The 22194-nt window shown below is 62.7% G+C and carries 18 protein-coding genes; 11 read left to right on the top strand and 7 right to left on the bottom strand.

Annotated features, from left to right (window positions below; all coding sequences use genetic code 11):
- The first annotated feature begins 116 nt into the window (after positions 1 to 116).
- The 4 genes from EL191_RS21635 to EL191_RS21650 all read left to right on the top strand — a co-directional run bounded on the left by EL191_RS21635 (position 117) and on the right by EL191_RS21650 (position 5891).
- Entirely contained in the window at positions 117 to 1748 is a 1632-nt protein-coding gene (locus EL191_RS21635) for a VRR-NUC domain-containing protein (protein WP_041980205.1), read from the top strand.
- Positions 1745 to 4033, top strand: a complete 2289-nt coding sequence (locus EL191_RS21640; protein WP_041980206.1) for an ATP-dependent DNA helicase — start codon at positions 1745 to 1747, stop codon at positions 4031 to 4033. Before EL191_RS21635 ends, EL191_RS21640 begins: the two co-directional genes overlap by 4 nt.
- 793 nt (positions 4034 to 4826) lie before the next feature.
- Positions 4827 to 5192 (top strand): VOC family protein, encoded by a 366-nt coding sequence (locus EL191_RS21645; protein WP_013717476.1) that lies wholly within the window; start codon positions 4827 to 4829, stop codon positions 5190 to 5192.
- 204 nt (positions 5193 to 5396) lie between these two features.
- The gene (locus tag EL191_RS21650; RefSeq protein WP_041769588.1) at positions 5397 to 5891 is read left to right on the top strand and encodes a DUF2569 domain-containing protein; all 495 of its coding nucleotides are present in this window, start codon (positions 5397 to 5399) and stop codon (positions 5889 to 5891) included.
- An 18-nt stretch (positions 5892 to 5909) separates the two neighbouring features.
- Here the strand turns inward: EL191_RS21650 and creC are convergent, their stop codons facing one another.
- The 6 genes from creC to EL191_RS21680 form a co-directional block, all read right to left on the bottom strand.
- A complete protein-coding gene (gene creC / locus EL191_RS21655) occupies positions 5910 to 7331 on the bottom strand; it encodes a two-component system sensor histidine kinase CreC (protein WP_013717478.1) in 1422 nt (473 codons plus the stop codon).
- A gap of 11 nt (positions 7332 to 7342) precedes the next feature.
- The gene (gene creB, locus EL191_RS21660) at positions 7343 to 8023 is read right to left on the bottom strand and encodes a two-component system response regulator CreB (protein ID WP_041980207.1); all 681 of its coding nucleotides are present in this window, start codon (positions 8021 to 8023) and stop codon (positions 7343 to 7345) included.
- A gap of 213 nt (positions 8024 to 8236) precedes the next feature.
- On the bottom strand, positions 8237 to 8677 hold the full coding sequence (locus EL191_RS21665; RefSeq protein WP_017363080.1) for a CBS domain-containing protein: 441 nt from the start codon (positions 8675 to 8677) through the stop codon (positions 8237 to 8239).
- A 57-nt stretch (positions 8678 to 8734) separates the two neighbouring features.
- Positions 8735 to 10765, bottom strand: coding sequence for a methyl-accepting chemotaxis protein (locus tag EL191_RS21670; protein WP_041980209.1), 2031 nt, complete (start codon positions 10763 to 10765; stop codon positions 8735 to 8737).
- A 162-nt stretch (positions 10766 to 10927) separates the two neighbouring features.
- A complete protein-coding gene (rloA2, locus tag EL191_RS21675; protein ID WP_017363082.1) occupies positions 10928 to 11437 on the bottom strand; it encodes a retropepsin-like aspartic peptidase RloA2 in 510 nt (169 codons plus the stop codon).
- Between the two features lie 81 nt (positions 11438 to 11518).
- On the bottom strand, positions 11519 to 12760 hold the full coding sequence (locus EL191_RS21680) for an HD-GYP domain-containing protein (protein ID WP_026042148.1): 1242 nt from the start codon (positions 12758 to 12760) through the stop codon (positions 11519 to 11521).
- Between the two features lie 192 nt (positions 12761 to 12952).
- Here EL191_RS21680 and EL191_RS21685 point away from each other — a divergent pair, with 192 nt between their 5' ends.
- The 7 genes from EL191_RS21685 (at position 12953) to aauR (ending at position 20661) form a co-directional block, all read left to right on the top strand.
- The gene (locus tag EL191_RS21685) at positions 12953 to 13846 is read left to right on the top strand and encodes an acyltransferase (protein ID WP_041980210.1); all 894 of its coding nucleotides are present in this window, start codon (positions 12953 to 12955) and stop codon (positions 13844 to 13846) included.
- A gap of 256 nt (positions 13847 to 14102) precedes the next feature.
- Entirely contained in the window at positions 14103 to 15011 is a 909-nt protein-coding gene (locus EL191_RS21690) for a glutamate/aspartate ABC transporter substrate-binding protein (RefSeq protein ID WP_041980211.1), read from the top strand.
- Positions 15012 to 15225: 214 nt separating this feature from the next.
- Complete coding sequence (locus tag EL191_RS21695; RefSeq protein WP_041980212.1) at positions 15226 to 15972, top strand: amino acid ABC transporter permease; 747 nt, start codon at positions 15226 to 15228, stop codon at positions 15970 to 15972.
- The gene (locus EL191_RS21700) at positions 15969 to 16637 is read left to right on the top strand and encodes an amino acid ABC transporter permease (RefSeq protein ID WP_026042149.1); all 669 of its coding nucleotides are present in this window, start codon (positions 15969 to 15971) and stop codon (positions 16635 to 16637) included. The genes EL191_RS21695 and EL191_RS21700 overlap by 4 nt, the downstream gene beginning before the upstream one ends.
- Entirely contained in the window at positions 16634 to 17368 is a 735-nt protein-coding gene (locus tag EL191_RS21705; protein WP_013717488.1) for an amino acid ABC transporter ATP-binding protein, read from the top strand. The genes EL191_RS21700 and EL191_RS21705 overlap by 4 nt, the downstream gene beginning before the upstream one ends.
- Positions 17369 to 17476: 108 nt before the next feature.
- Positions 17477 to 19345 (top strand): sensor histidine kinase, encoded by a 1869-nt coding sequence (locus tag EL191_RS21710; protein WP_041980213.1) that lies wholly within the window; start codon positions 17477 to 17479, stop codon positions 19343 to 19345.
- Positions 19342 to 20661: a two-component response regulator AauR gene (gene aauR / locus EL191_RS21715; protein WP_041980214.1), complete on the top strand. Its 1320-nt coding sequence runs from the start codon at positions 19342 to 19344 to the stop codon at positions 20659 to 20661. Before EL191_RS21710 ends, aauR begins: the two co-directional genes overlap by 4 nt.
- 217 nt (positions 20662 to 20878) lie before the next feature.
- Here the strand turns inward: aauR and fdhA are convergent, their stop codons facing one another.
- Positions 20879 to 22078 (bottom strand): formaldehyde dehydrogenase, glutathione-independent, encoded by a 1200-nt coding sequence (gene fdhA, locus EL191_RS21720; protein ID WP_012019956.1) that lies wholly within the window; start codon positions 22076 to 22078, stop codon positions 20879 to 20881.
- Between the last annotated feature and the right edge of the window lie 116 nt (positions 22079 to 22194).

The raw sequence follows: 22194 nt of genomic DNA on the forward strand, positions 1-22194 counted from the left end.
AGCCAGATAGGCAGCAGAAATGACCATGCGGCATCACCCTCGCCTTCCGTCCACTCGGCAGCTTCATCGGCGAACGGCACTGGCATCTGTATAAAAAACCAGTGAAACTTCGCGGCATGCTCGCCCTCGACGCCCCCGAACTCTATTACCTGGCCAACTTCCGCAAGGCTCTCGATTGGCTCGGCGTCCATCACCGCGATTTGATGGACGATGCCGAGCTCGCCTTCATCGTGGATTTTCTCCAGCTGCCATTGCCCGCCCAGGCGCTATTGGTGCGCCTGGTGATGCGCAAGGGCGTGCACTTTCGCGTCAGCAAACTGCGCTATGCAGAGATCGGCGAAATCCAGAGTGCGGCTGCACCGTTGCTGCTGCTGGGCTGGCTGATTGACTGCGCGGCTGTAAGTTTCGACGAGTTGGGCGCCCTGCTGCTCAAGGACGAACTGGCCACGCATTTCGCCAGCGACCTACCAGGCGGCAACCTGAAGAAAAGCGAGTTGCTCGACTACCTGCGCGAGCTGCATGCCGAACCGCGCAGCCTGGCCGACTGGTGCCCGCAGTTGGAGGAGCGTCTGCTGAGCCTGACCATCGGCCCGCTGTGCGACCGCCTGCGCCTGATGTTCTTCGGCAACCTGGCGCAGGACTGGTCGGAGTTCGTACTGGCCGACCTGGGCATCTTCCGCTACGAGCAGGTACCAATCACGCCGGGGTCGCGCGGCTTTCGCCACCGCCAGGATGTGGGCGACTACCTGCACCTGCGCGCCTGCCGCGAGGCTTTCGAGACCGGCATGACGGTCACCGAAGTGCTGCAGCAGCTTGGTGATTTTTCCAGCGACAGCGCGCATATCGGCGAGCGCCACCAGCGCCTGCTGCTGCAATTGGCGCAGCATCTGGAGCGCGCTGGCGAGCTGGACTCGGCGCTGGCGCTATACCGCGACACCCGCGCGGTCGGCTCGCGGCAACGGCAGATTCGCGTGCTGGAGCGACTGAATCGGGATACCGAAGCGCTGACCCTGGCCGAGCAGGTGATCGCAGCGCCGCACAACGCCGAAGAGGCGCAACTGGCCGAACGGGCACGCACCCGCCTGCGCAAACGCCTTGGCCTGCCACCTGCGGCCAAGGCGGCGAAATTGATCGAGGATCGCCTCGACCTGCGCCTGCCGCGCGCCGCCAGCGTCGAGCTGGCCGTGGCCATGCACCTGGCCAAGCCGGACGCGCCCGTGCATTACGTGGAGAACACACTGATCTGCGGTCTGTTCGGCCTGCTCTGCTGGGAAGCGATCTTCGCCCCGCTGCCTGGCGCCTTCTTCCACCCCTTCCACACCGGCCCGGTGGATCTGCACCGCGCCGACTTCCATGCCCGTCGCAGCGAGCTGTTCGCCGCCTGCCTGGCGCGCCTGGACGACGGCAGCTATATCGAGGCCATACGCCGTACCCACGCCGAGAAATTCGGCATCCAGTCACCCTTCGTGTTCTGGGGGCTGCTCGACGCCGAACGCCTGGAGCAGGCCCTGATCTGCCTGCCGCCCGCGCACCTTGCCGCCTGGTTCCGCCGCCTGTTGGCCGATATCCGCGAGAACCGCGCGGGCATGCCCGACCTGATCCAGTTCTGGCCCAGTGAGGCGCGCTACCGGATGATCGAGGTGAAAGGCCCCGGCGACCGCCTGCAGAACAACCAGAAACGCTGGCTGGCGTTCTGCGCCGAGCACAGCATGCCGGTCAGCGTCTGCTACGTGGAGTGGGACGATTGAGCCTGCGCATCGCCGTGCGCGAGCTATGCGAGTTCACCGCGAAGGAAGGTGACCTCGACCTGCGCTTCACCCCCTCGCCCACCGCCGCCGAAGGTATGGCCGGACACGCCACCGTGGTGGCGCGGCGCGGCCCGGATTACGTCTCCGAGCTTCCCCTGATCGGCGAGTTCGAAGGGCTGACGGTCAGTGGCCGCGCCGATGGTTTCGACCCCGAGTTTCGCCTGCTGGAAGAGATCAAGACCCACCGTGGCGACATCTCGCGCATCCCCGCCAACCACCGCCTGCTGCACTGGGCGCAGGTGAAGATCTACGGCTGGCTGCTGTGTCAGGAACTGGGCTTCGAGGAACTGGATCTGGCGGTGGTCTACTTCAACGTCATCACCCAGCAGGAAACGGTATTCCGCGAGCGCCACAGCGCGGCGTCCCTGGGTGAGTTCTTCGCCCTGCACTGCCGCCGCTACATCCATTGGGCGCGCCAGGAGCAGGCACATCAGCACGCACGCAACCAGGCGCTGGAGAAACTGAGCTTCCCCTACGGCGAATTCCGCCATGGCCAACGGCAACTGGCCGAGGCCGTGTACCGCGCCGCGCGTGACGGCCATTACCTGCTCGCGCAGGCCACCACCGGCATCGGCAAGACCCTCGGCACCCTGTTTCCGCAGCTCAAGGCCATGCCCGGCCAGCAGCTCGACCGCCTGTTCTTCCTCAGCGCCAAGACGCCGGGCCGGCGCCTGGCACTGGATGCCCTGCAACGCCTGCGCGAACCGGAGACGCCGTTGCGCGTGCTGGAACACGTCGCTCGCGACAAGGCCTGCGAACACCCGAGCAAGGCCTGCCACGGCGACTCCTGCCCGCTGGCCAAGGGATTCTACGACCGCCTGCCTGCGGCACGCAGCGCGGCACTGAAAGAACGCTGGCTGGATCAACGAGCGGTGCGCAATATCGCCATCGCCCATGGCGTGTGCCCATACTACCTGAGCCAGGAGCTGTGCCGCTGGAGCGACGTGGTGGTGTGCGACTACAACTACTACTTCGACCTCGGCGCCCTGCTGCACAGCCTTACCCTGATCAACCAGTGGCGCGTCTGCCTGCTGGTGGACGAGGCGCACAACCTGGTGGAGCGCGGGCGCGGCATGTACAGCGCCGAGCTGGATCAGGCGCGCTTCAAGGCCATGTGCCGCGACGCGCCAAAACGCCTGAAGAGCGTACTGGAACGGGTCGACCGCCACTGGGATCAACTGCACCGCGAGCAAGAGGTGCCCTATCAGGTCTACCCGCTGGCGCCGGACTTGCTGCTCGCCGCGCTGGGCAAGGCGGTCAGCGCCATCACCGACCTGCTCACCGATCAGCCCGAAGGCAATGGCGGCGAGCTGCTCAGTTTCTATCTGGACGCCATGCTGTTCTGCCGCCTGGCGGAAAGCTTCGGCCCGCACTCGCTGTTCGATATCAACCGCGATGAGGCCGGCAACGGGCGCAGCTACTCTACCCTGTGCATCCGCAATATCCTCCCCGCGCCCTTCCTCGGCCCGCGCTTCGAGGACGCCCACAGCGCCACACTGTTCTCCGCCACCCTCAGCCCCAGCCACTACTACCTCGACCTGCTCGGCCTGCCGGAAGAGACCCAGTGCCTGGACGTGGCCTCGCCGTTCAGTGCCGAACAACTGCACGTACAGGTGGTGCGCAACCTGTCGACCCGCTACCAGCACCGCGACGCCTCGCTGGCGCCGATCTGCCAATTGATGGCGCGCCAGTACGCCGAACGCCCCGGCAACTACCTGGCCTTCTTCAGCAGTTATCAATATCTGGAACAGGTGCTGCAAGAGCTACGCCGCGATCACCCGCAGATTCCGGTATGGACACAATCCCGGCAGATGGACGAAGCGGCGCGCCAGGGCTTTATCGAACGCTTCCAGATCGGCGGGCGCGGCATCGGCTTCGCTGTGCTTGGCGGCGTGTTTGGCGAAGGGGTGGATCTGCCCGGTGAACGCCTGATCGGCGCTTTCGTCGCCACCCTCGGCCTGGCCCAGCTCAACCCGATCAACGAGGAAATCCGCCAGCGCATGTACACCCTGTTCGGCAACGGCTACGACTACACCTACCTCTACCCCGGCCTGCAAAAGGTCGTGCAGGCCGCCGGCCGGGTGATCCGCACGCCCGAAGACCAGGGCGTGCTCTACCTGATCGACGACCGCTTCGCCCGCCCGGAAGTCCGCCGCCTGCTGCCAACATGGTGGCAGGTCGAACTGCTGCGTTTGCCAATGCAAGCACCCGTACTGGAACCGTAAATCGACCTGGGGGATGGAACTATCCGCGATAATTGCGGCCTGTTGATCGATGCCCTGATGGGCCGATATCACCCGTTAGAGAAATCCAGCCTGTCACGGAACACATACTTACTGGGTTCGACGCATTCGCCGCACGGCTTATTTTCGCCACCGTGATAACCACGCCAGCTTGAGCCAAGACTCAAATCGCCCGGCTCGCTGGAACGAACTAGCGATCTCACCACCAAGCATTAAAGCGATACAACAATGGACCCACAAAAAATCGCAAATGAATACCTATCAGCAATAGGCACCGGAATCAGATTCATCATAACCCTGGTCATCTCTGCATTTATCGCCGAGACAATCACAAGATCCCTCGAGACCGATAATTTCTTCGCCTACGCACTGATATTATTTTGCGTGGTCATCGCCATATACGCTGCCATTGATTTCTGCTTAAAAAAACGAAAGTCAAGAGAAGCCAAACCCGCACCGCGAGGGGGTTATGACTGACAGTTGACCATGGATCGCATCATTCGCCTCGCCAATCAAACATGAAGCTTTTCTAGAAAAGCCAAGCTCACGGCACTATTCGCGCCTACTGGACCACTGCAAGAAGTTAGTCTTAGTCGCGGGTGGGCCGAAGCGCTCTTGAAAGTTGCTGAACGCTATGACGAGGTGGAAGCGCTTCTGTGATAAAGGGTTACGGCAGGTTCGAATCGTTCGTTTCACTTACAGGGATGGGCTAAGGCCTACCCTACAGGGATTAAGGTGTAATCAGCGTCCAGTGTTAATCCACGTGGAGAGAGATATGTTTGATCACTTGGGCATTGGCGTCACCAGCTTGGCCGAAAGCAAGTCCTTTTTTCTGAAGGCATTGCAACCGCTGGGCGTGACCATCGCCATGGAAGGACCTTCAGGCATCGGAATCGGACGCAACGGCAAGCCGTCGCTCTGGCTCTCCGAATCGCCCGAAAGGCCCGCTCATCTTCACATCGCCATCACGGCCCAGAGCCGCACGGAAGTGGATGAGTTCTATGCAGCCGCGCTGGCCGCTGGCGGAAAGGACAACGGTCCACCCGGGCTGCGTCCGCACTACCACGCGAACTACTACGGCGCGTTCGTCATTGGTCCGGACGGGCACAACATCGAAGCGGTTTGCCATCTGCCGGCCTAGGTTTTGTACGAAAGTCGTCGAGTTCAGGCACTTTTCATACAGCGCCCAGAGCCATCCGACCAAGACAAGCGCTTCGAGAGTTCGCCACACTTCATTGTTTACAATCCAGATCAGGAGCTGTAACCGCTAAAAGCCGTTCAAAGTCGCCGCCATTTCATGGCGCGGCATTACTCGGCCATCAGGCACACATCACAAGGATATGACATGAGCGACAATGCAAAACTAAAGGGATTGGGTGGCTGGTTGATCTTGGTAGGACTTGGTCTGATCATCACCCCGCTCAGAATTTCCATCACGTACGGACCGATGTTCTATTCGGTTTTCACTGATGGAACCTTCGGAATACTCACGACTCCCGGCACCGAGCATTACCACTGGCTCTGGGGACCGCTGCTGGTTTTCGAAGCCCTCTTCAACTCATTGATGTTGCTAGCCTCCGTGCTCCTGCTTTATCTGTTCTTCACAAAACACTATCTCTTCCCCAAGGTATTCATCGCCACAATCGCTATTTCCCTGATCTTCATTCCTTTTGATGCCTGGTTAGGTTCACTTATCCTTACCGACCAGCCTGTGTTCGATCCGGATACAACCAAGGAATTCGCACGAACCTTGTTCAGCGCGGTGGTGTGGGTGCCTTACATGCTCGTCTCGAAAAGAGTAGAGGCGACCTTTGTGGAAAACATGCCCAACGCACAGTAGTGCCCATCCACAGGGCCGCTACGTAGGTAACGTCAGACGTACTTCCACACCATCTTCGACATTGCCGATATGCAGCTCGCCGCCATGCAACTCGGCGACTTCCTGCACGAAGTTCAGGCCCAGGCCAGTGCTTTTGCGGCCGCCATTGGGGCGCGGCAGCGAGTAGAAGCGTTCGGTCAGGCGCGCCAGGGCGTAGTCGGGGATGGCTTCGCCCTGGTTGAACAGACATAACACGATACGCTCGCCCTGGCGTTCGGCGACAATGCAGATGCGTCCGCCAGGTGGGGTGAAGTCGAGGGCGTTGTCCAGCAGATTGGCCAGCGCCTGACGTAGCAGGAATCGTTCGCCGCGCAGACTGAGGCCAGTTGGCAGCGTCCGCTCAATCTGCAGACCTGCAGCGGCAATGCGTACCTGCTGCGCCTGCAGCAGTTCGTCTACCAGTGGCACCAGCGGCACCGCCACGCGTTCCTCAAGGCCCTGGCGCTGCTCCACCTGAGCCAGGTGCAGCAAGCGTTCGATGAGGTTCTGCAGACGTGCGCTTTCCTGCTGGATATTGGCCACGAAGCGCTGGCGCTGTTCGGTGGGCATGTCGCCGTCGAGTAGCTCAGCAGCGCCACGGATGGCGGCCAGTGGGCTCTTCAGTTCGTGGGTCAGGGTGTGTACGTAGCGCTCGACGTAGGCCTTGCCCTCCAGCTCGGTGCGCATGCGCTCGACCGCCTGGGCCAGTTGCGCGAGTTCGCCGCCACGTACCTTCGGTGCCTCGGCGCGCCGGCCTTCGCTGACCGCCTGGGCGTAGCGGGTGAGCTTGCCCAGGGCAGCGCTCAGCCACCAGGACAGCGCCGCGCCGATCAGCAGGCCAAGACCGATCAGCCCGGCACCGAGCCAGCTCAGACGGTTCTGCGAACGTTCGATATAGGGCAGCAGGGTGCGGTTGGGTTTGGCCACCGAAACCACACCGATGATCCGCTCGCCGTCTCTGATCGGCGCTGCCACGTACATCACCGAAGAATCCGGATCGTCCGCAACCTCGCGGGTCGAGCGGGCGCCGTACTGGCCGCGCAAGGTCAGCAGCACGTCGTTCCAGCGCGAGTAGTCCTGGCCCACTGCCAAGCCGGTGGAGTCGAGCAGAACGATGCCCTGGGCATCGGTGACGTAGATGCGGTGGTTGACCTCGGCCTTGGTCACGCCCCAGATGCTCGCCTGCGGCTGACGCCGGCCATAGGCCTCCAGCGCCTCGTGCAGGCGACCCTGGCCGAGGGTGCCGGACTTGACGTCGTCGCGCAGGATCTCGGCCAGCAGGTTGGCGGTATCGACCAGGGTTTCCTCGGTGCTCTGACGCACGCCGGGGCGGATCTCGTCCATCACCGTGCTCAGCACGAACCAGCCGGCCAGACCGACGAAAAGGAAGTAGACAAGAAAGATGCGTACGCCCAACGGCATGGTAAGAGCCTCTAGATGTCTGGCTCGTAGCTATAGCCGAGCCCGCGATGGGTCTGGATCGGTTCTTCACTCGGGGCGATGGCGCGCAATTTGGCCCGCAGGCTCTTGATATGGCTGTCGATGTTGCGTTCGTAGCCGGCTTCGCTGGCAACACCGAGGGCATCGAGCAACTGCTCGCGCGAATAGACTCGGCGTGGCTGACCGAGCAGTGTGCGCAGCAGGCGAAATTCGTGGCGGGTCAGGCTCAGGGCCTGGCCGTGGTAGTGAATGCGAAAAGCGGCATCGTCGATCTGAAAGATGCTCGGCGCGCTGACTGCCTGCGCTTCGCGCGGCGCCACGCGCTTGAGGATGGCCTTGACCCTGGCGGCTACTTCACGCGGGCTGAAAGGTTTGACCACATAGTCATCGGCGCCGATTTCCAGCCCGACCACACGGTCGATTTCCTCGCTGCGCGCGGTCAGGAAGATCACCGGCACCTCGGAGAAACGGCGCAGGCGCTTGCACACTTCGAATCCGCTGATATCGGGCAGGCCGACATCGAGAATGGCCAGGTCGAAGGCGCCGCTTTCCAGCAGCGTCAGCGCCTCGCTGCCGAGGCTCGACCAATGCGTGACGAAGCCTTCGGCCTGCAGGGCATAGACCAGCGTATCGGCAATCGCGGCTTCGTCTTCGACTATGAGTATCTGCGGCATCGGGCGTCCTGCACCTGTGGGGCGACGGCGGCAGACTGCCGGGGGTTGGATCATGCGTCAAGCGGGCTATAGCGTAGGGCGGGTGCAGCCCGCCAAAGGTGGCTGGCGGGTTGCACCTGTCCTACGCGACAAGTACCGCTGCGACTGCATGGATGCAGGAGGTAGAACGAAGCAGGATGCCAGAGTCGAAAGCGCCTCCCACGAGGTTTTCGCTCAGGGAATCTCGCCGCGAATGTACTGCTCCAGCTGACGGATCAGGTCGGCCTGCTCGGCGATGGTTTCCTTGACCAGGTCGCCAATGGACAGCAGGCCGATCAGCTCGCCCTCGGCCAGTACCGGCAGGTGGCGCAGGCGGCGCTCGGTCATCAGTTCCATGCAGTACTGAAGGTTGTCGCGCGGACCGACGCTGATTACCTCGCGAGTCATGATTTCACTGATTTTGGCGTCGAGCATGGAGGGGTCAGCCAACGCTACCTTGCGCACGTAATCACGCTCGCTGACGATGCCGACCAGGCGCCCGCCGGAGAGCACCACCAGCGCTCCGATCCCCTTCTCGGCGAGGATGCGCAAGCCGTCGCGCAGCGAATCCTCACTGTCGACGCTGTAAACGGAGGTGTGGGCTTTGCTGCGAATAACTTCTGCGACGGTTTTCATGCGGGCGGCTCCTTTCGTTGTTATCCGTTTTTAGCAGAGTTGGCCGCCGCGGTCAGCTCAGTCGAGGCTGAATCGTCCGGTATTGTGCGCCAGCCCTTCGCTGCCCCTGCGCAATTGCTCGGCGGCACTGCTGACCGCCTGGGCGCCATCAAGCAGTTGCCCGGCGGCCTGATCGACCTGCTGGATATTGCCGCTGACCTCGTCGGCCGTGGCCGCCTGCTGCTCGGCAGCGGTGGCGATCTGCGCCAATCGGTCGCTGACGCGCTGTACCGAGTCGACGATGTTCTGCAGCTCGTCGCCCATGGCCAGCACGCTGCCGATATCGCCATCGGCCTGGCTGCAGGCGTCTTCCATCAGGGTGACCGACTGACCAACCACCCTTTGCAGATTCTCCACGGTCTGGGCGATTTCCTGGGTCGAGTCCTGAGTACGCTTGGACAGCGAGCGCACTTCGTCGGCGACCACGGCGAAGCCGCGCCCGGCCTCGCCTGCGCGTGCAGCTTCGATGGCGGCATTGAGCGCCAGCAGGTTGGTCTGCTCGGCAATGCCCTTGATCACCTCGACCACGCGGTTGATCTGCTGGGTCTGTTCGCGCAGCTGTTGCAACGCCTCGGCACTATCGCCGAGACGGCTGCTGAGATGACGCATGCTGGCGCTGGTGCGCTCGCTGCGCTGGTTGCTGCTGAGCGCCACCTCGCGGGTCTGCTGCGCTTCCAGGGCGGCCTGTTCGCAACTTTGCGCGACGCTCTGCGCGGTCGCCGCCATCTGCGTGGCCGCGGTGGCGATCTGGCTCATCTGCGCCTGTTGCTGCTCGACGGCGTCCAGCGTGTCACGCGCCTGGCCACCCAGCAGTTGCACCGTGCTTTCCAGCTGCTGGCTTTCGCGGTTGACCCCCTGTAGCGAGTCGCGCATCTGCTCGACCGCAGTATTCAGCGCCTGGGCGATGGCGGCGAGATCATCACGGCCATTGACCTCCATGCGCACGCGCAGATCGCCGTCACGCAGACCGCGCGCCGCATCGATGATGTTGCTGGTGCTGATGCGGATCGAGGCATTCAGGCACATCAGCACGTACATCGCCAGCAGGGTCAGAATGCTGAAAGCACCGATCACCTCGATCATCGATTGCAGTGCCTGTTGCCGATAGTCGCCGAGGCTGGCGCTGAACTGCTGGTAGACCGCCTGCTGCAGAGCCTGCAACTGGCCTTCAAGTACTTCGACACGTTGCACGAACTGCTCGGGAGTCAGCGCCATGGGGCTGGCCTCGAACATGTCGCGGTCGATCTGCGCGAGGAAGTCGTCGAACGCCTTGAGCGACGCGTCGAACGGGGCACTCAGCTGGCGCATGGCCTGCGGTGCTTCGCGCGACAGGGTGATTTGCGCCTTGACCAGCTGCGCACGCTGCTCGTCCAGGCTGCGGCGCAGGTCGCGGATCAGCACACGGCTCTGCAGGGTGAAATGCTGCGAGACCACGGCGCCATGGCCTTGCGCCGCAAAGGTGCCGAGCTGCTCGAGCAGCCGCGGCATGATGTAGGTGATCTGCTCCATCATCAGGTAGGTGTCGAGGCGCGGATCGAGAATCAGGGTGCTGTCGGTGGCCACCTGCTCGCGCAGGGCGATCAGGTAAAGCAGTGCCTTCTGGTACCGCTCCAAGGCATCGGGCAGCGCCACCTTGGCCAGACCGGCCGCACGCAGGCCGTCACGCTCGCCCAGCAGGGCCTGGAAGTGTTGTCGCGCCTGATCGCTGACCAGGCTGCTCTGCAGCGGTTCGGCGGCCTGCTGCAATGCTTCGTCGAGCTGCGCCTCACGCTGCTGCAGCAGGCCCTCGGCAGACTTGTCGGTCCCCTTCCAGCGCGCCAGGAGGGTGCGTTGGGCGATCAGCTCCTGTTGCACGCGCGCCATGCGCTCCAGCGCTTGTGCGCCTTCCACTTCGTAGTCGATCGATTGCAGGCGTGACAGGTAGTCACTGCCGATGATCCACAACGCGTATCCGAGCGGAAGCGCGAACAACAGAAACACCAGCTGGAATTTGTGGGCAAAACTGAAACGCTGTAGCAGCCGTACACCCGGCTTGAGTACTCCCGTCATAGCGACACCTCAGCGACCTAAAGGGCCTACAGGCCTGGCAAGGAATTGCACTTAGCAAAAAGCAGGCCCGCCGCCCCTTTTGGGCAGCTAGTCGTTACGGGGCACTCTTAAGGAGTGTAATGGCCAATGACTATCAGCCTTTTCTGAAATGCGACAATTTGCTCAGCATTGCGGACGATCGCGGGTGTAACGCTCCGCCGGGTTCACGGCCGCACCAAGATCGCGCATGGCGCTGGCACCGATCAGCAGCGGGTAGCTGAACGTGCTGCGGTCGGTCAGGTTGACCTCGATGGTGCGCTCCTCTTCACCCAGGCAGATCGGCATCTCGATCACCGGGCGTTGCGAGTAGGCGACTTCCTGAGCCTCGGCATCGCTCTCTTCGGCGCGCTTCTTGATCTCGGCGATGCGCACCAGCGGATGCTCGTAAACCGTATCTTCGGCACCCTCTACAGCCAGGCGGAAACGCACCCAGTCTTCGCCATCGCGCTTGAACGGCTCAATGTCCTTGGCCGATAGCGAGGCGGTCATAGCACCGGTATCCATCTTGGCTTTGAGGGTCTGGCCGAGGGCGGGGAGCTTGATCAGCTCGTAGCGGCCGTAGAGATCGGGTTGCTGGTTGGCCATGGTCGGCAGGCTGATTGCAGCGGCCAGCAGAAACAGGGCGTATTTCAAGGTCGGCACTCCTGTGCAATGGAAGTCCCGTTATCCGACTACCCCTGCCCCGCGGTGTTCCCCGACAAGGATGACAAAGCGTTACCGCCGTGCTCGCGGCTGAGGCATGCCACTCCAGAGTTCGTCCAGATGCTCGAAACCCCAAGCAGCTGCCGACTCGCGCCCGACGATGCGGTCCTGAGCGTTCGCCTTGCTCAGGTCGATGAGCACCGGTGGAATCTGCACCTTGGATTTGGCGAGGAAGAAAGCCTTGACCTTCGGCACCAGCAGCGACTTGGCATTCTGCTCCAGCACGACCGCCAGACGTCCGCTTTCCAGACGCACCAGCGCACCAACCGGGTAGATACCGACGGTCTTGACGAAGGCCTGGAACACCTCCTCATCGAAATGCCCTTTCCACTCGGCCATCTTGCGGATCGACTCGGCCGGGTCCCAGCCCTGCTTGTAGGGACGATTGGAGGTGATGGCGTCATAAACGTCGCAGACCGCGCCCATTCTGGCGAACAGGCTGATCTGCTCGCCCTGCAGGCCATGCGGGTAGCCGCTACCGTCGACCTTCTCGTGGTGATGCAGGCAGACGTCCAGCACCAGGGCGCTGACCTGCTTGCCGGCCAGGAGGATCTTGCCACCGGCCTCGGGATGGCGGCGCACCGCCGAAAACTCTGCGTCACTGAGTTTGCCGGGCTTGTTCAGCACGTCCTGATCGATAGCCATCTTGCCTACGTCATGCAGCAGCCCGGCGAGGCCTGCCTCGCGTACTGCCCCCTCGCCCAGACCAAGCTGCCGTGCGAGGGCGATCATCAGTGCGCAGACCGCCACCGAGTGCATGTAGGTGTATTCGTCGGCATGCTTGAGTCGCGCCAGGCTGATCAAGGCATTGGGGTGGCGCATCACCGAATCGGAGATTTCCTCCACCAGCGACTCGGCCTGCTCGAAATTCAGCGCCTTGCCCATGCGCGCATCGCCGAACATGCTCAGCACCGCCTGCTTGGAGCGGGCGCAGAGCTTGGCGGCGCGCTCCAATTCGGCATCCATCGATGCACTCAGCGCGGTGCTACGAGGCTGCACCGCTGCCATCAGCGTGGCCTCGACCTCCTTCTGCGCCTCTGCCTCGGTGCTGACAACGGCACCGGCCTCGACATCCAGGCCCTTGCTGACGTCGATCCACAACTCTCCGATGCTGCTGGCGCGGATACGCTGCAGATCCTGTGGTGAATTGAGAAGAAATTTTGACTTCCAGAATGGATGGTCCATCCATGATCCGCAAAACTCCTGGACATACATACCGATACGCAGATCGGCTACCGCAATGCGTTTCAACATCGAGATAATCCAGAGCAAGTTGGCGGGACAGCTCGAGCGCGACACCTCGGAATCGTCGAACAATCCCCTTACGTTCCACACTGATCAGCATCAAGGTTTCCGCACCAAATGGCTATAGGCCACCAGGCGTAATTTTGAGCCAGATTCTTCTGGTGCTTATGATGGCTGACCTGCGCCCGCCAAGGAGTTGATATGCGTCCCCTGCTGACTGGCCTACTCAATATAGTCCTGCTGCTAAGCAACACCCTGCTGCTGATCGGCCCGCTGCTGCTGATTGCTCTGGCCAAGTTCGTGTTGCCAGGCCAGGCGGCGCGCGATACCTGCTCGCGGGGCGTGATGTGGGTAGCCGAATTCTGGGCGGAGAACTGCAAACGCATTTTCGCCCTTCTCACCCCGACGCAATGGGATATCCGCGGCAATGCCGAGCTGCGCAACGACCGCTCCTATCTGGTGATCAGCAATCACCAGTCCTGGGTCGATATCCCGGCGCTGGTACAGGCCTTCAACCGCAAGACGCCCTATTTCAAGTTCTTCCTCAAGCAGCAACTGATCTGGGTGCCTTTTCTCGGCTTGGCCTTCTGGGCGCTCGACTATCCCTTCATGAAGCGCTACTCCAAGGCATTCCTGCAGAAGAACCCGCATATGAAGGGCAAGGATCTGGAGATCACGAGGGCCGCCTGCGAGAAGTTCAAGCGCCTGCCAGTGACGGTGGTCAACTATCTGGAGGGCACGCGCTTCACTCCGGCCAAACAGGCGCAGCAGCAATCGCCCTACCGCCACCTGCTCAAGCCCAAGGCCGGCGGTGTGGCATTCGTACTCGCTACATTGGGTGAGCAGATCGATGCCGTGCTGGACGTCACGCTGGTCTATCCCGGCAAGCAGGTGCCGGGCTTCTGGGCGCTGCTCAGCGGCCAGGTGCCGAAGGTGATCATGGATATCCAGACGCTCGAACTAGACCCGGCGCTGTATCAGGGCGACTACGAGAACGACCCGGCTTTCCGCCAGCAGGTGCAGGATTGGGTTTCGAACCTCTGGCTGGCCAAGGACAAACGCATCGAAAAGTTGCGCAGCGAAAACCACGGCTGACTGGCGACTGCGTGCAGGTCGCGTTCGGTTTTCCGAATGCGCCACTGCGAGATAGTCGGAAGAGCGAACGGGCGATGATCAAAGTCTTTTGGATAAATCAAAGTAACCCGATAAAAATCAATTACTTAAACAAAACCCGAACACCTCGAAAGTACTGGCACACAACCTGCTCAAGTCACTGCAGGAATGCAGTAGACCTTCCCTAAGCAAAGTGACATTGCGTGCCATCACAACAACAACATCGAGGACTCGATTCATGCGTACCTTCCACCGTGTACTGAGCGTGGCCATTGCCGCCGCCTTCCTTTCCACTCCGGTGATCGCCGAGGAACTGACCGGTACCCTGAAGAAGATCAAGGACAGCGGCACCATCACCCTGGGCCACCGTGACTCGTCCATCCCCTTCTCCTACTTCGGCGACAACTCGCGCCAGCCGATCGGCTACTCCCATGACCTGCAACTCAAAGTGGTCGAGGCGATCAAGCAGGAGCTGGGCATGCCGGATCTGAAGGTACGCTACAACCTGGTCACGTCGCAGACCCGCATTCCGCTGGTGCAGAACGGCACCGTGGACCTGGAGTGCGGCTCCACCACCAACAACATCGAGCGTCAGCAGCAGGTCGATTTCTCCGTTGGCATCTTCGAAGTGGGCACCCGCCTGCTGGCCAAGAAGAGCAGTGGCATCAACGATTTCGACGACCTCAAGGGCAAGAACGTGGTGACCACCGCCGGCACCACCTCCGAACGCCTGATCAAGGCAATGAACGCCGAGAAGAAAATGGGCATGAACGTGATCTCTGCCAAGGATCACGGCGAGTCCTTCCTGATGCTCGAATCCAACCGCGCCGTCGCCTTCATGATGGACGACGCCCTGCTCGCCGGCGAAATGGCCAAGGCCAAGAAGCCGGATGACTGGGCTGTGGTCGGCACCCCGCAATCCTTCGAGATCTACGGCTGCATGGTGCGCAAGGGTGACACCGGCTTCAAGCAAGTGGTCGACAAGGCCATCAGCGCCACCTTCGCCTCCGGCGAGATCAACGACATCTACACCAAGTGGTTCCAGCAGCCCGTCCCACCGAAGGGCCTGAACCTGAATTTCCCCATGAGCGACGAGCTGAAGAAGCTGATCGCCAACCCGACCGACAAATCCGCAGAACAGATTTGACGGTGATGCGCCGCCACGCTCACGAGGCGTGACGGCGCGGGGACTCCGGGGAAGCCAACGGCTTCCCCAACCTAATTCCTGACGAAGCCGAGCCCTCCGCTGGACGGAGACGGGCAGGTGCTGCCTGCGTTTCACGCTTCGCCAACATAGCCGTACCCGGGTCGCGCAGCGACGACGCGCAGCAGATCCTGTCCTCACAAGAGGGGAAACCGTAATGAATTACAACTGGGACTGGGGTATCTACTTCAAGTCCACCGGCATCGGCAGCGAAACCTACCTGGACTGGTTTATCACCGGCCTGGGCTGGACCATCGCCATCGCCCTGGCTGGCTGGATCATCGCCCTGGCGCTGGGCTCGCTGCTCGGCGTGATGCGGACCCTGCCGAACCGCTGGCTGTCCGGCCTGGCCACCGCCTACGTGGAAATCTTCCGCAACGTGCCGCTGCTGGTGCAGCTGTTCCTCTGGTACTTCCTGGTGCCCGACCTGCTGCCCGAACCACTGGAGCTGTGGTTCAAGCAGGATCTCAACCCGGCCACCTCGGCCTACCTGTCGGTGGTGGTGTGCCTTGGCCTGTTCACCGCAGCGCGAGTCTGCGAACAGGTACGCACCGGTATCGAGGCGCTGCCCAAGGGCCAGACCGCCGCGGCCTACGCCATGGGTTTTCGCTTGCCGCAGATCTACACCAACGTGCTGTTGCCACAGGCCTACCGCATCATCATCCCACCGCTTACCAGCGAGTTCCTCAACATCTTCAAGAACTCCTCGGTAGCGTCGCTGATCGGCCTGATGGAACTGCTGGCGCAGACCAAGCAGACCGCCGAGTTCAGCGCCAACCTGTTCGAAGCCTTCACCCTGGCCACGCTGATCTACTTCACCCTGAACATGAGCCTGATGATGATCATGCTCATGATCGAGAAGAAGGTCGCCGTACCCGGCCTGATTTCGGTAGGGGGTAAATGATGGACTTCTCATCGATCATCCCCGCACTGCCGGGCCTGTGGGACGGCATGCTGGTCACCTTGCAGCTTATGGTGCTGGGCGTGCTCGGCGGCGTGGTGCTGGGCACCCTGCTGGCGCTGATGCGCCTGTCGCACAGCAAGCTGCTGTCGAACATCGCCGCGACCTACGTCAACTACTTCCGCTCGATCCCGTTGCTGCTGGTGATCACCTGGTTCTACTTCGCGGTGCCGTTCATCCTGCGCTGGATCACCGGCGAGGACACCCCGGTGGGTGCGTTCAGTTCGTGCCTGGTGGCCTTCGTGATGTTCGAGGCGGCGTACTTCTGCGAGATCGTCCGCGCCGGCATCCAGGCCATCCCCAAGGGCCAGATGGGCGCCGCCTCGGCCCTGGGCATGACCTACGGGCAAAGCATGCGCCTGATCATCCTGCCGCAGGCGTTCCGCAAGATGACACCGTTGCTGCTGCAGCAGAGCATCATCCTCTTTCAGGACACCTCGCTGGTGTACACCGTGGGCCTGATGGACTTCCTCAACGCCGCTCGCTCGCGTGGCGACATCATCGGCCAGCCCCATGAGTTTCTGATTTTCGCCGGCCTGGTCTACTTCACCGTCAGCTTCGCCGCCTCGCGCCTGGTCAAGCTCCTGCAAAAAAGGTTAGCCGTATGATTTCCATCCAGAACGTCAACAAGTGGTACGGGGACTTCCAGGTGCTGACCAATTGCAGCACCGAGGTGAAGAAGGGCGAAGTGGTCGTGGTGTGCGGGCCGTCCGGTTCGGGCAAGTCGACCCTGATCAAGTGCGTCAACGCGCTCGAGCCCTTCCAGCAGGGTGACATCAACGTCGACGGCACTTCCATTGCCGACAAGAAGACCAACCTGCCCAAGCTGCGCTCGCGCGTCGGCATGGTGTTCCAGCACTTCGAGCTGTTCCCGCATCTGACCATCACCGAGAACCTGACCATCGCGCAGATCAAGGTGCTCGGCCGCAGCAAGGAAGAAGCCACCAAGAAGGGGCTGGCCCTGCTCGACCGCGTCGGCCTGGCCGCCCATGCGCACAAGCACCCGGGTCAGCTCTCCGGTGGTCAGCAACAGCGCGTCGCCATTGCCCGTGCCCTGGCCATGGACCCGGTGGTGATGCTGTTCGATGAACCGACCTCGGCGCTCGACCCGGAGATGGTCAACGAAGTGCTCGACGTCATGGTGCAGCTGGCTCACGAAGGCATGACCATGATGTGCGTAACCCACGAGATGGGCTTCGCCCGCAAGGTCGCCGACCGGGTGATCTTCATGGACGCCGGGCAGATCGTCGAGGACTGCCCGAAGGAGGAGTTCTTTGGCGACATCAACGCCCGCTCCGAGCGCGCCCAGCAGTTCCTGGCGAAGATCCTCCAGCACTGACCTGTCGCGCCTGACGTAGCCCGGATGCAATCCGGGGATGACCGCTCACGGCTTCCCGGATTGCATCCGGGCTACACATCCACATATCTGGCCAGCCTGGGGAGGACTATGATGCAATGCCTGCCCGCCCCTTCTCGCGCCGATCTGACCGTGAAACCGCGCCTGCTCCGCCACCTGTCGCTGATTCTGCTGTTCCTGCTGCTGGTGCTTGGCTGCGGTTACGCCGGCTATCACATCAGCGATCGCGCCGGTATCCGTGCGCTGGCCGAGAACGGTGAGCGCCAGCTGGAGCTCAACGCTCGCGCCGTCGAAAGTGAAATCACCAAATACACCTACCTGCCCAGCCTGCTGGAGCTGGAAGGCAACGTCTCGCGCCTGCTGCTGGCGCCCACGGCCTACCGTCGTCATCACGTCAACGTGTACCTGCAGGGCCTCAACGAACGCAGCGGCAGCCTGGCCATCTACGTGCTCGACCCGGACGGCCGGGTCATCGCCACCAGCAACTGGGACGAGGCCGACAGCTACCTGGGCGAAGACCTGTCGTTCCGCGCCTATTACCAGGACGCCATCAAGGGCCGCCCGGGCCGTTTCTACGGCATCGGCAGCACCACCGGCGAACCCGGTTACTACCTCGCCCATGGCCTGCGCGACGGCAAGCGCATCATCGGCGTGGCAGTGGTCAAGGTACGTCTCGACGCGCTCGAAGAGCGTTGGCAGCGTGCCCTGCTGGAAGCCTACGTCAGCGACGAGAACGGCATCATCATCCTCGCCAGCGATCCGATGGTGCGCTTGAAATCCGTGCGCCCGCTCGACGACGCCACCAAGGAGCGCCTGGCGCGCAGCCTGCAGTATCACTGGGCAGCGCTGGAAGAACTGCAGCTGTTCAACCGCTCGCCGGTGGACGACGGCATCGAACAGGTCAGCTTCGCCACCGCCGGCGTACCCGCCAACTACCTGCTACAGACCCGTCGCCTGGAAGACACGCCCTGGCACCTGACCCTGCTCAGCCCGTTGCAGGAACAGCGCAGCGCGGCCATGAGCCACGGCATGCTGGCAGCCGTGGCAGCGGCCCTGCTGGCCTTTCTGCTGATCGCCTGGAACGAGCGGCGCAAGGTCATCGCCACCCGCCTGGCCGCCCGCGAGGCGCTGCAGGCGGCCAACGACGAGCTGGAGCGCAAGATCACCGAGCGTACCGCCGACCTGCAAGCCAGCAATGAACGCCTGCAGGCCGAAGTGCGCGAGCGCCAGCAAGCCGAGACCACTCTGCGCCAAGCCCAGGACGAGCTGGTGCAGGCAGGCAAGCTGGCGGTGATCGGCCAGATGTCCACCAGCATCGCCCACGAACTGAACCAGCCGTTGGCAGCACTGCGCACACTCTCCGCCAATGCCGTGCGTTTTCTCCAGCGTGGTGCCCTGGATGTCGCCAGCAGCAACCTGCAGAACATCGCCGAGCTGGTCGATCGCATGGGCAAGATCACCGCCAGCCTGCGCGCCTTCGCCCGCCGCACCGGTGATCAGGGCGAGGCTTCGCTACAGCAGGCGGTGGACGCGGCGCTGCTGCTGTTGCACCCGCGCCTGCAGCGCACCCGCGTGCAGATCCACCAGGCGTTCGCCGAGACGCGCCTGACCATCGAGCAGATTCGCCTGGAGCAGATCCTGGTCAACCTGCTCAGTAACGCCCTGGATGCTCTGCAGGCGCAGACCGATCGGCAAATCTGGCTGAGCGGCAGCCGCGAGGCCGAGCACTACCTACTGGAGGTGCGCGACAATGGCCCTGGCATCGCCCCGGAAACCCGCGCGCATCTGTTCGAGCCATTCTTCACCACCAAACCCGGCGAACAGGGCCTGGGCCTCGGCCTGACGCTCTCCGCCAGCCTGGCCGCAGCAGCAGGCGGCAGCCTCACCGTGCGCCATCCCGAGGAAGGCGGCACCGCCTTCGTCCTCAGCCTGCCCTACCCGCGAGAGCCGCAACCATGAGCGACAGCCTCACCGTCCTGATCGTCGAAGACGACCCCCATGTGCTGCTCGGTTGCCAGCAGGCCCTGGCGCTGGAAGACATCACCAGCATTGGCGTCGGCAGCGCCGAGGAAGCCTTGGCCCAGATCGACGCTGACTTCGCCGGCATCGTCGTCAGCGATATTCGCCTGCCCGGCATCGATGGCCTGGAACTGCTCAAGCGCCTCAAGCAGCGCGACCCGAGCCTGCCGGTGGTACTGATTACCGGCCACGGCGATATCGGCATGGCGGTCGGCGCGATGCGCGATGGCGCCTACGACTTCATGGAAAAACCCTTCTCACCGGAGCGCCTGGTGGATGTCGCCCGCCGCGCCCTGGAGCAGCGTAGCCTGGCCCGCGAGGTCAACGCCCTGCGTCGCCAACTGGCCGGGCGCCAGGCGCTGGAGCAACGCATCATCGGTCGTTCGCCGGCCATGCAGCAACTACGCGAACTGATCAGTAACGTCGCCGATACCAACGCCAACGTGCTGATCGAGGGTGAAACCGGCACCGGCAAGGAACTGATCGCCCGCTGCCTGCACGACTTCAGCCGGCGCCAGCCCAAGCAGTTCGTCGCGCTGAACTGCGGTGGCCTGCCGGAAAGCCTGTTCGAGAGCGAAATATTCGGCCACGAAGCGCACGCCTTCACCGGCGCAGGCAAACGTCGCATCGGCAAGATCGAACACGCCGATGGCGGTAGCCTGTTCCTCGACGAGATCGAAAGCATGCCGATCAACCTGCAGATCAAGCTGCTGCGCGTGCTGCAGGAACACAGCCTGGAACGCCTGGGTTCGAACCAGCCGATTGCCGTGGACTGCCGGGTGATCGCCGCCACCAAGGCCGATCTCGGTGAGCTGGGCAAGCGCGGTGAATTTCGCAGCGACCTCTACTACCGCCTCAACGTGGTCACCCTGGAACTGCCACCGCTGCGCGAGCGTCGCGAGGACATCGCCCTCCTGTTCGAACACTTCCTGCAACTGGCCGCACTGCGCTTCGACCGCTCCGTACCGGAGCTCGATAGGCAGACCCTGGCCGCGCTGATGGCCCACGACTGGCCCGGCAACGTGCGCGAACTGCGCAACGTCGCCGAGCGCTTCGCCCTGGGGTTGCCGGTATTCAAGAAAAGTGGCCTGGCCGACAGCACCGGCCCCGGCTTCAACGAAGCGGTGGAAGCCTTCGAGCGCAACCTGCTGGCCGCCGCGCTGGAGCGCCACGACGGCAATCTCAGCCAGGCAGCGCAGGCACTGGGCCTGGCCAAGACCACGCTGTTCGACAAGGTGAAGAAATACGGCTTGTAGGAGCGGCTGGGCGGCATTGCGCTTCAGCCGCGAAATGCAGTAATCGCCTGTATCGCGCGCCGCATGATTCTTGCAACGAAAAAAGGGAGCCCGAAGGCTCCCAAAGAAGAAGGCGCGGACCAATGCGCCTGGCCGTAAACCTATCTGCGGCGCACGCAGCGCGCCGCCAACGCAAACACGCGTGGCCCGCAACAGCACCGGACCACGCTGCTCGGCATCACGCCGCGCTGAACATCTTGTGCGGGTCGATGACGAATTTCTTCGGCACGCCAGCGTCGAACTCGCCGTAGCCACGCGGTGCGTCGTCCAGGCTGATGACCTGTACGCCAACGATTTCCGCGATGTTGAGGCGGTCCCACATGATGGCCTGCATCAGCGCACGGTTGTACTTCATCACCGGGGTCTGGCCGGTGTGGAAGCTGTGCGACTTGGCCCAGCCGAGGCCAAAGCGGATGCTCAGGCTGCCGATCTTGGCCGCAGCGTCCACCGCGCCCGGGTCTTCGGTAACGTACAGACCGGGGATACCGATCTTGCCGGCGACGCGGGTGACCTGCATCAGTGAGTTGAGCACGGTAGCCGGAGCCTCGTGCTTGGCGCCTTCGTGGCCATGACCACGGGCCTCGAAGCCCACGCAGTCGATGGCGCAGTCGACTTCCGGCTCGCCCAGCAGCGCGGCGATCTGCTCGTGCAGCGGCGTGTCCAGCGACAGGTCGGCGATCTCGAAGCCCTGGGCCTTGGCATGCGCCAGACGGGCCGGGTTAAGGTCACCGACGATGACCACGGCAGCGCCGAGCAGACGGGCCGAGGCAGCAGCGGCCAGACCGACCGGACCGGCACCGGCGACGTAGACGGTGCTGCCCGGGCCGACGCCAGCGGTAACGGCGCCGTGATAGCCGGTGGGCAGAATGTCGGACAGGCAGGTCAGGTCACGGATCTTCTCCATGGCTTTGTCGCGATCCGGCAGCTTGAGCAGGTTGAAGTCGGCGTAAGGCACCAGCACGTACTCGGCCTGACCGCCGGTCCAGTCGCCCATGTCGACGTAGCCGTAGGCACCGCCGGCACGCGCCGGGTTGACGGTCAGGCACACGCCGGTGTGCTGCTCCTTGCAGGAACGGCAGCGACCGCAGGCGACGTTGAAGGGAACGGAAACCAGGTCACCGATCTGCAGACGCTCGACGTCGCGGCCCTTCTCGATCACCTCACCGGTGATCTCGTGACCCAGAACCAGGCCGACCTGAGCGGTGGTACGACCGCGCACCATGTGCTGGTCGGAGCCGCAGATGTTGGTGGAAACGACTTTCAGGATGACCCCGTGCTCGATCTTCTTGCCGCGCGGATCCTGCATTTTCGGGTAGTCGATCTTCTGTACTTCGACCTTGCCCGCGCCGAGGTAAACCACACCACGATTATCAGACATACGTAACTCTCCTTTCTTTTTGTGGACACAAGACGCGACTGACGCCGCGCGGCCTTGCACTGGAGCTTTTTTCGTCTGTTGCCGGAAACCGCCGTTGAAAGCTGGCAGGGCGGGTT

Origin of the sequence: Pseudomonas mendocina, from assembly GCF_900636545.1 — a bacterium.
Taxonomy (GTDB): Bacteria; Pseudomonadota; Gammaproteobacteria; order Pseudomonadales; family Pseudomonadaceae; genus Aquipseudomonas; species Aquipseudomonas mendocina.

Excerpts from the sequence above, each read along its gene's own strand:
- EL191_RS21635 (WP_041980205.1), top strand. The coding sequence starts at position 117 with ATGCTCGCCCTCGACGCCCCCGAACTCTATTACCTGGCCAACTTCCGC.
- EL191_RS21645 (WP_013717476.1), top strand. The coding sequence starts at position 4,827 with ATGTTTGATCACTTGGGCATTGGCGTCACCAGCTTGGCCGAAAGCAAG.
- EL191_RS21650 (WP_041769588.1), top strand. The coding sequence starts at position 5,397 with ATGAGCGACAATGCAAAACTAAAGGGATTGGGTGGCTGGTTGATCTTG.
- creC (WP_013717478.1), bottom strand. The coding sequence starts at position 7,331 with ATGCCGTTGGGCGTACGCATCTTTCTTGTCTACTTCCTTTTCGTCGGT.
- creB (WP_041980207.1), bottom strand. The coding sequence starts at position 8,023 with ATGCCGCAGATACTCATAGTCGAAGACGAAGCCGCGATTGCCGATACG.
- EL191_RS21665 (WP_017363080.1), bottom strand. The coding sequence starts at position 8,677 with ATGAAAACCGTCGCAGAAGTTATTCGCAGCAAAGCCCACACCTCCGTT.
- EL191_RS21670 (WP_041980209.1), bottom strand. The coding sequence starts at position 10,765 with ATGACGGGAGTACTCAAGCCGGGTGTACGGCTGCTACAGCGTTTCAGT.
- EL191_RS21680 (WP_026042148.1), bottom strand. The coding sequence starts at position 12,760 with ATGTTGAAACGCATTGCGGTAGCCGATCTGCGTATCGGTATGTATGTC.
- EL191_RS21685 (WP_041980210.1), top strand. The coding sequence starts at position 12,953 with ATGCGTCCCCTGCTGACTGGCCTACTCAATATAGTCCTGCTGCTAAGC.
- EL191_RS21690 (WP_041980211.1), top strand. The coding sequence starts at position 14,103 with ATGCGTACCTTCCACCGTGTACTGAGCGTGGCCATTGCCGCCGCCTTC.
- EL191_RS21695 (WP_041980212.1), top strand. The coding sequence starts at position 15,226 with ATGAATTACAACTGGGACTGGGGTATCTACTTCAAGTCCACCGGCATC.
- EL191_RS21700 (WP_026042149.1), top strand. The coding sequence starts at position 15,969 with ATGATGGACTTCTCATCGATCATCCCCGCACTGCCGGGCCTGTGGGAC.
- EL191_RS21705 (WP_013717488.1), top strand. The coding sequence starts at position 16,634 with ATGATTTCCATCCAGAACGTCAACAAGTGGTACGGGGACTTCCAGGTG.
- EL191_RS21710 (WP_041980213.1), top strand. The coding sequence starts at position 17,477 with ATGATGCAATGCCTGCCCGCCCCTTCTCGCGCCGATCTGACCGTGAAA.
- aauR (WP_041980214.1), top strand. The coding sequence starts at position 19,342 with ATGAGCGACAGCCTCACCGTCCTGATCGTCGAAGACGACCCCCATGTG.
- fdhA (WP_012019956.1), bottom strand. The coding sequence starts at position 22,078 with ATGTCTGATAATCGTGGTGTGGTTTACCTCGGCGCGGGCAAGGTCGAA.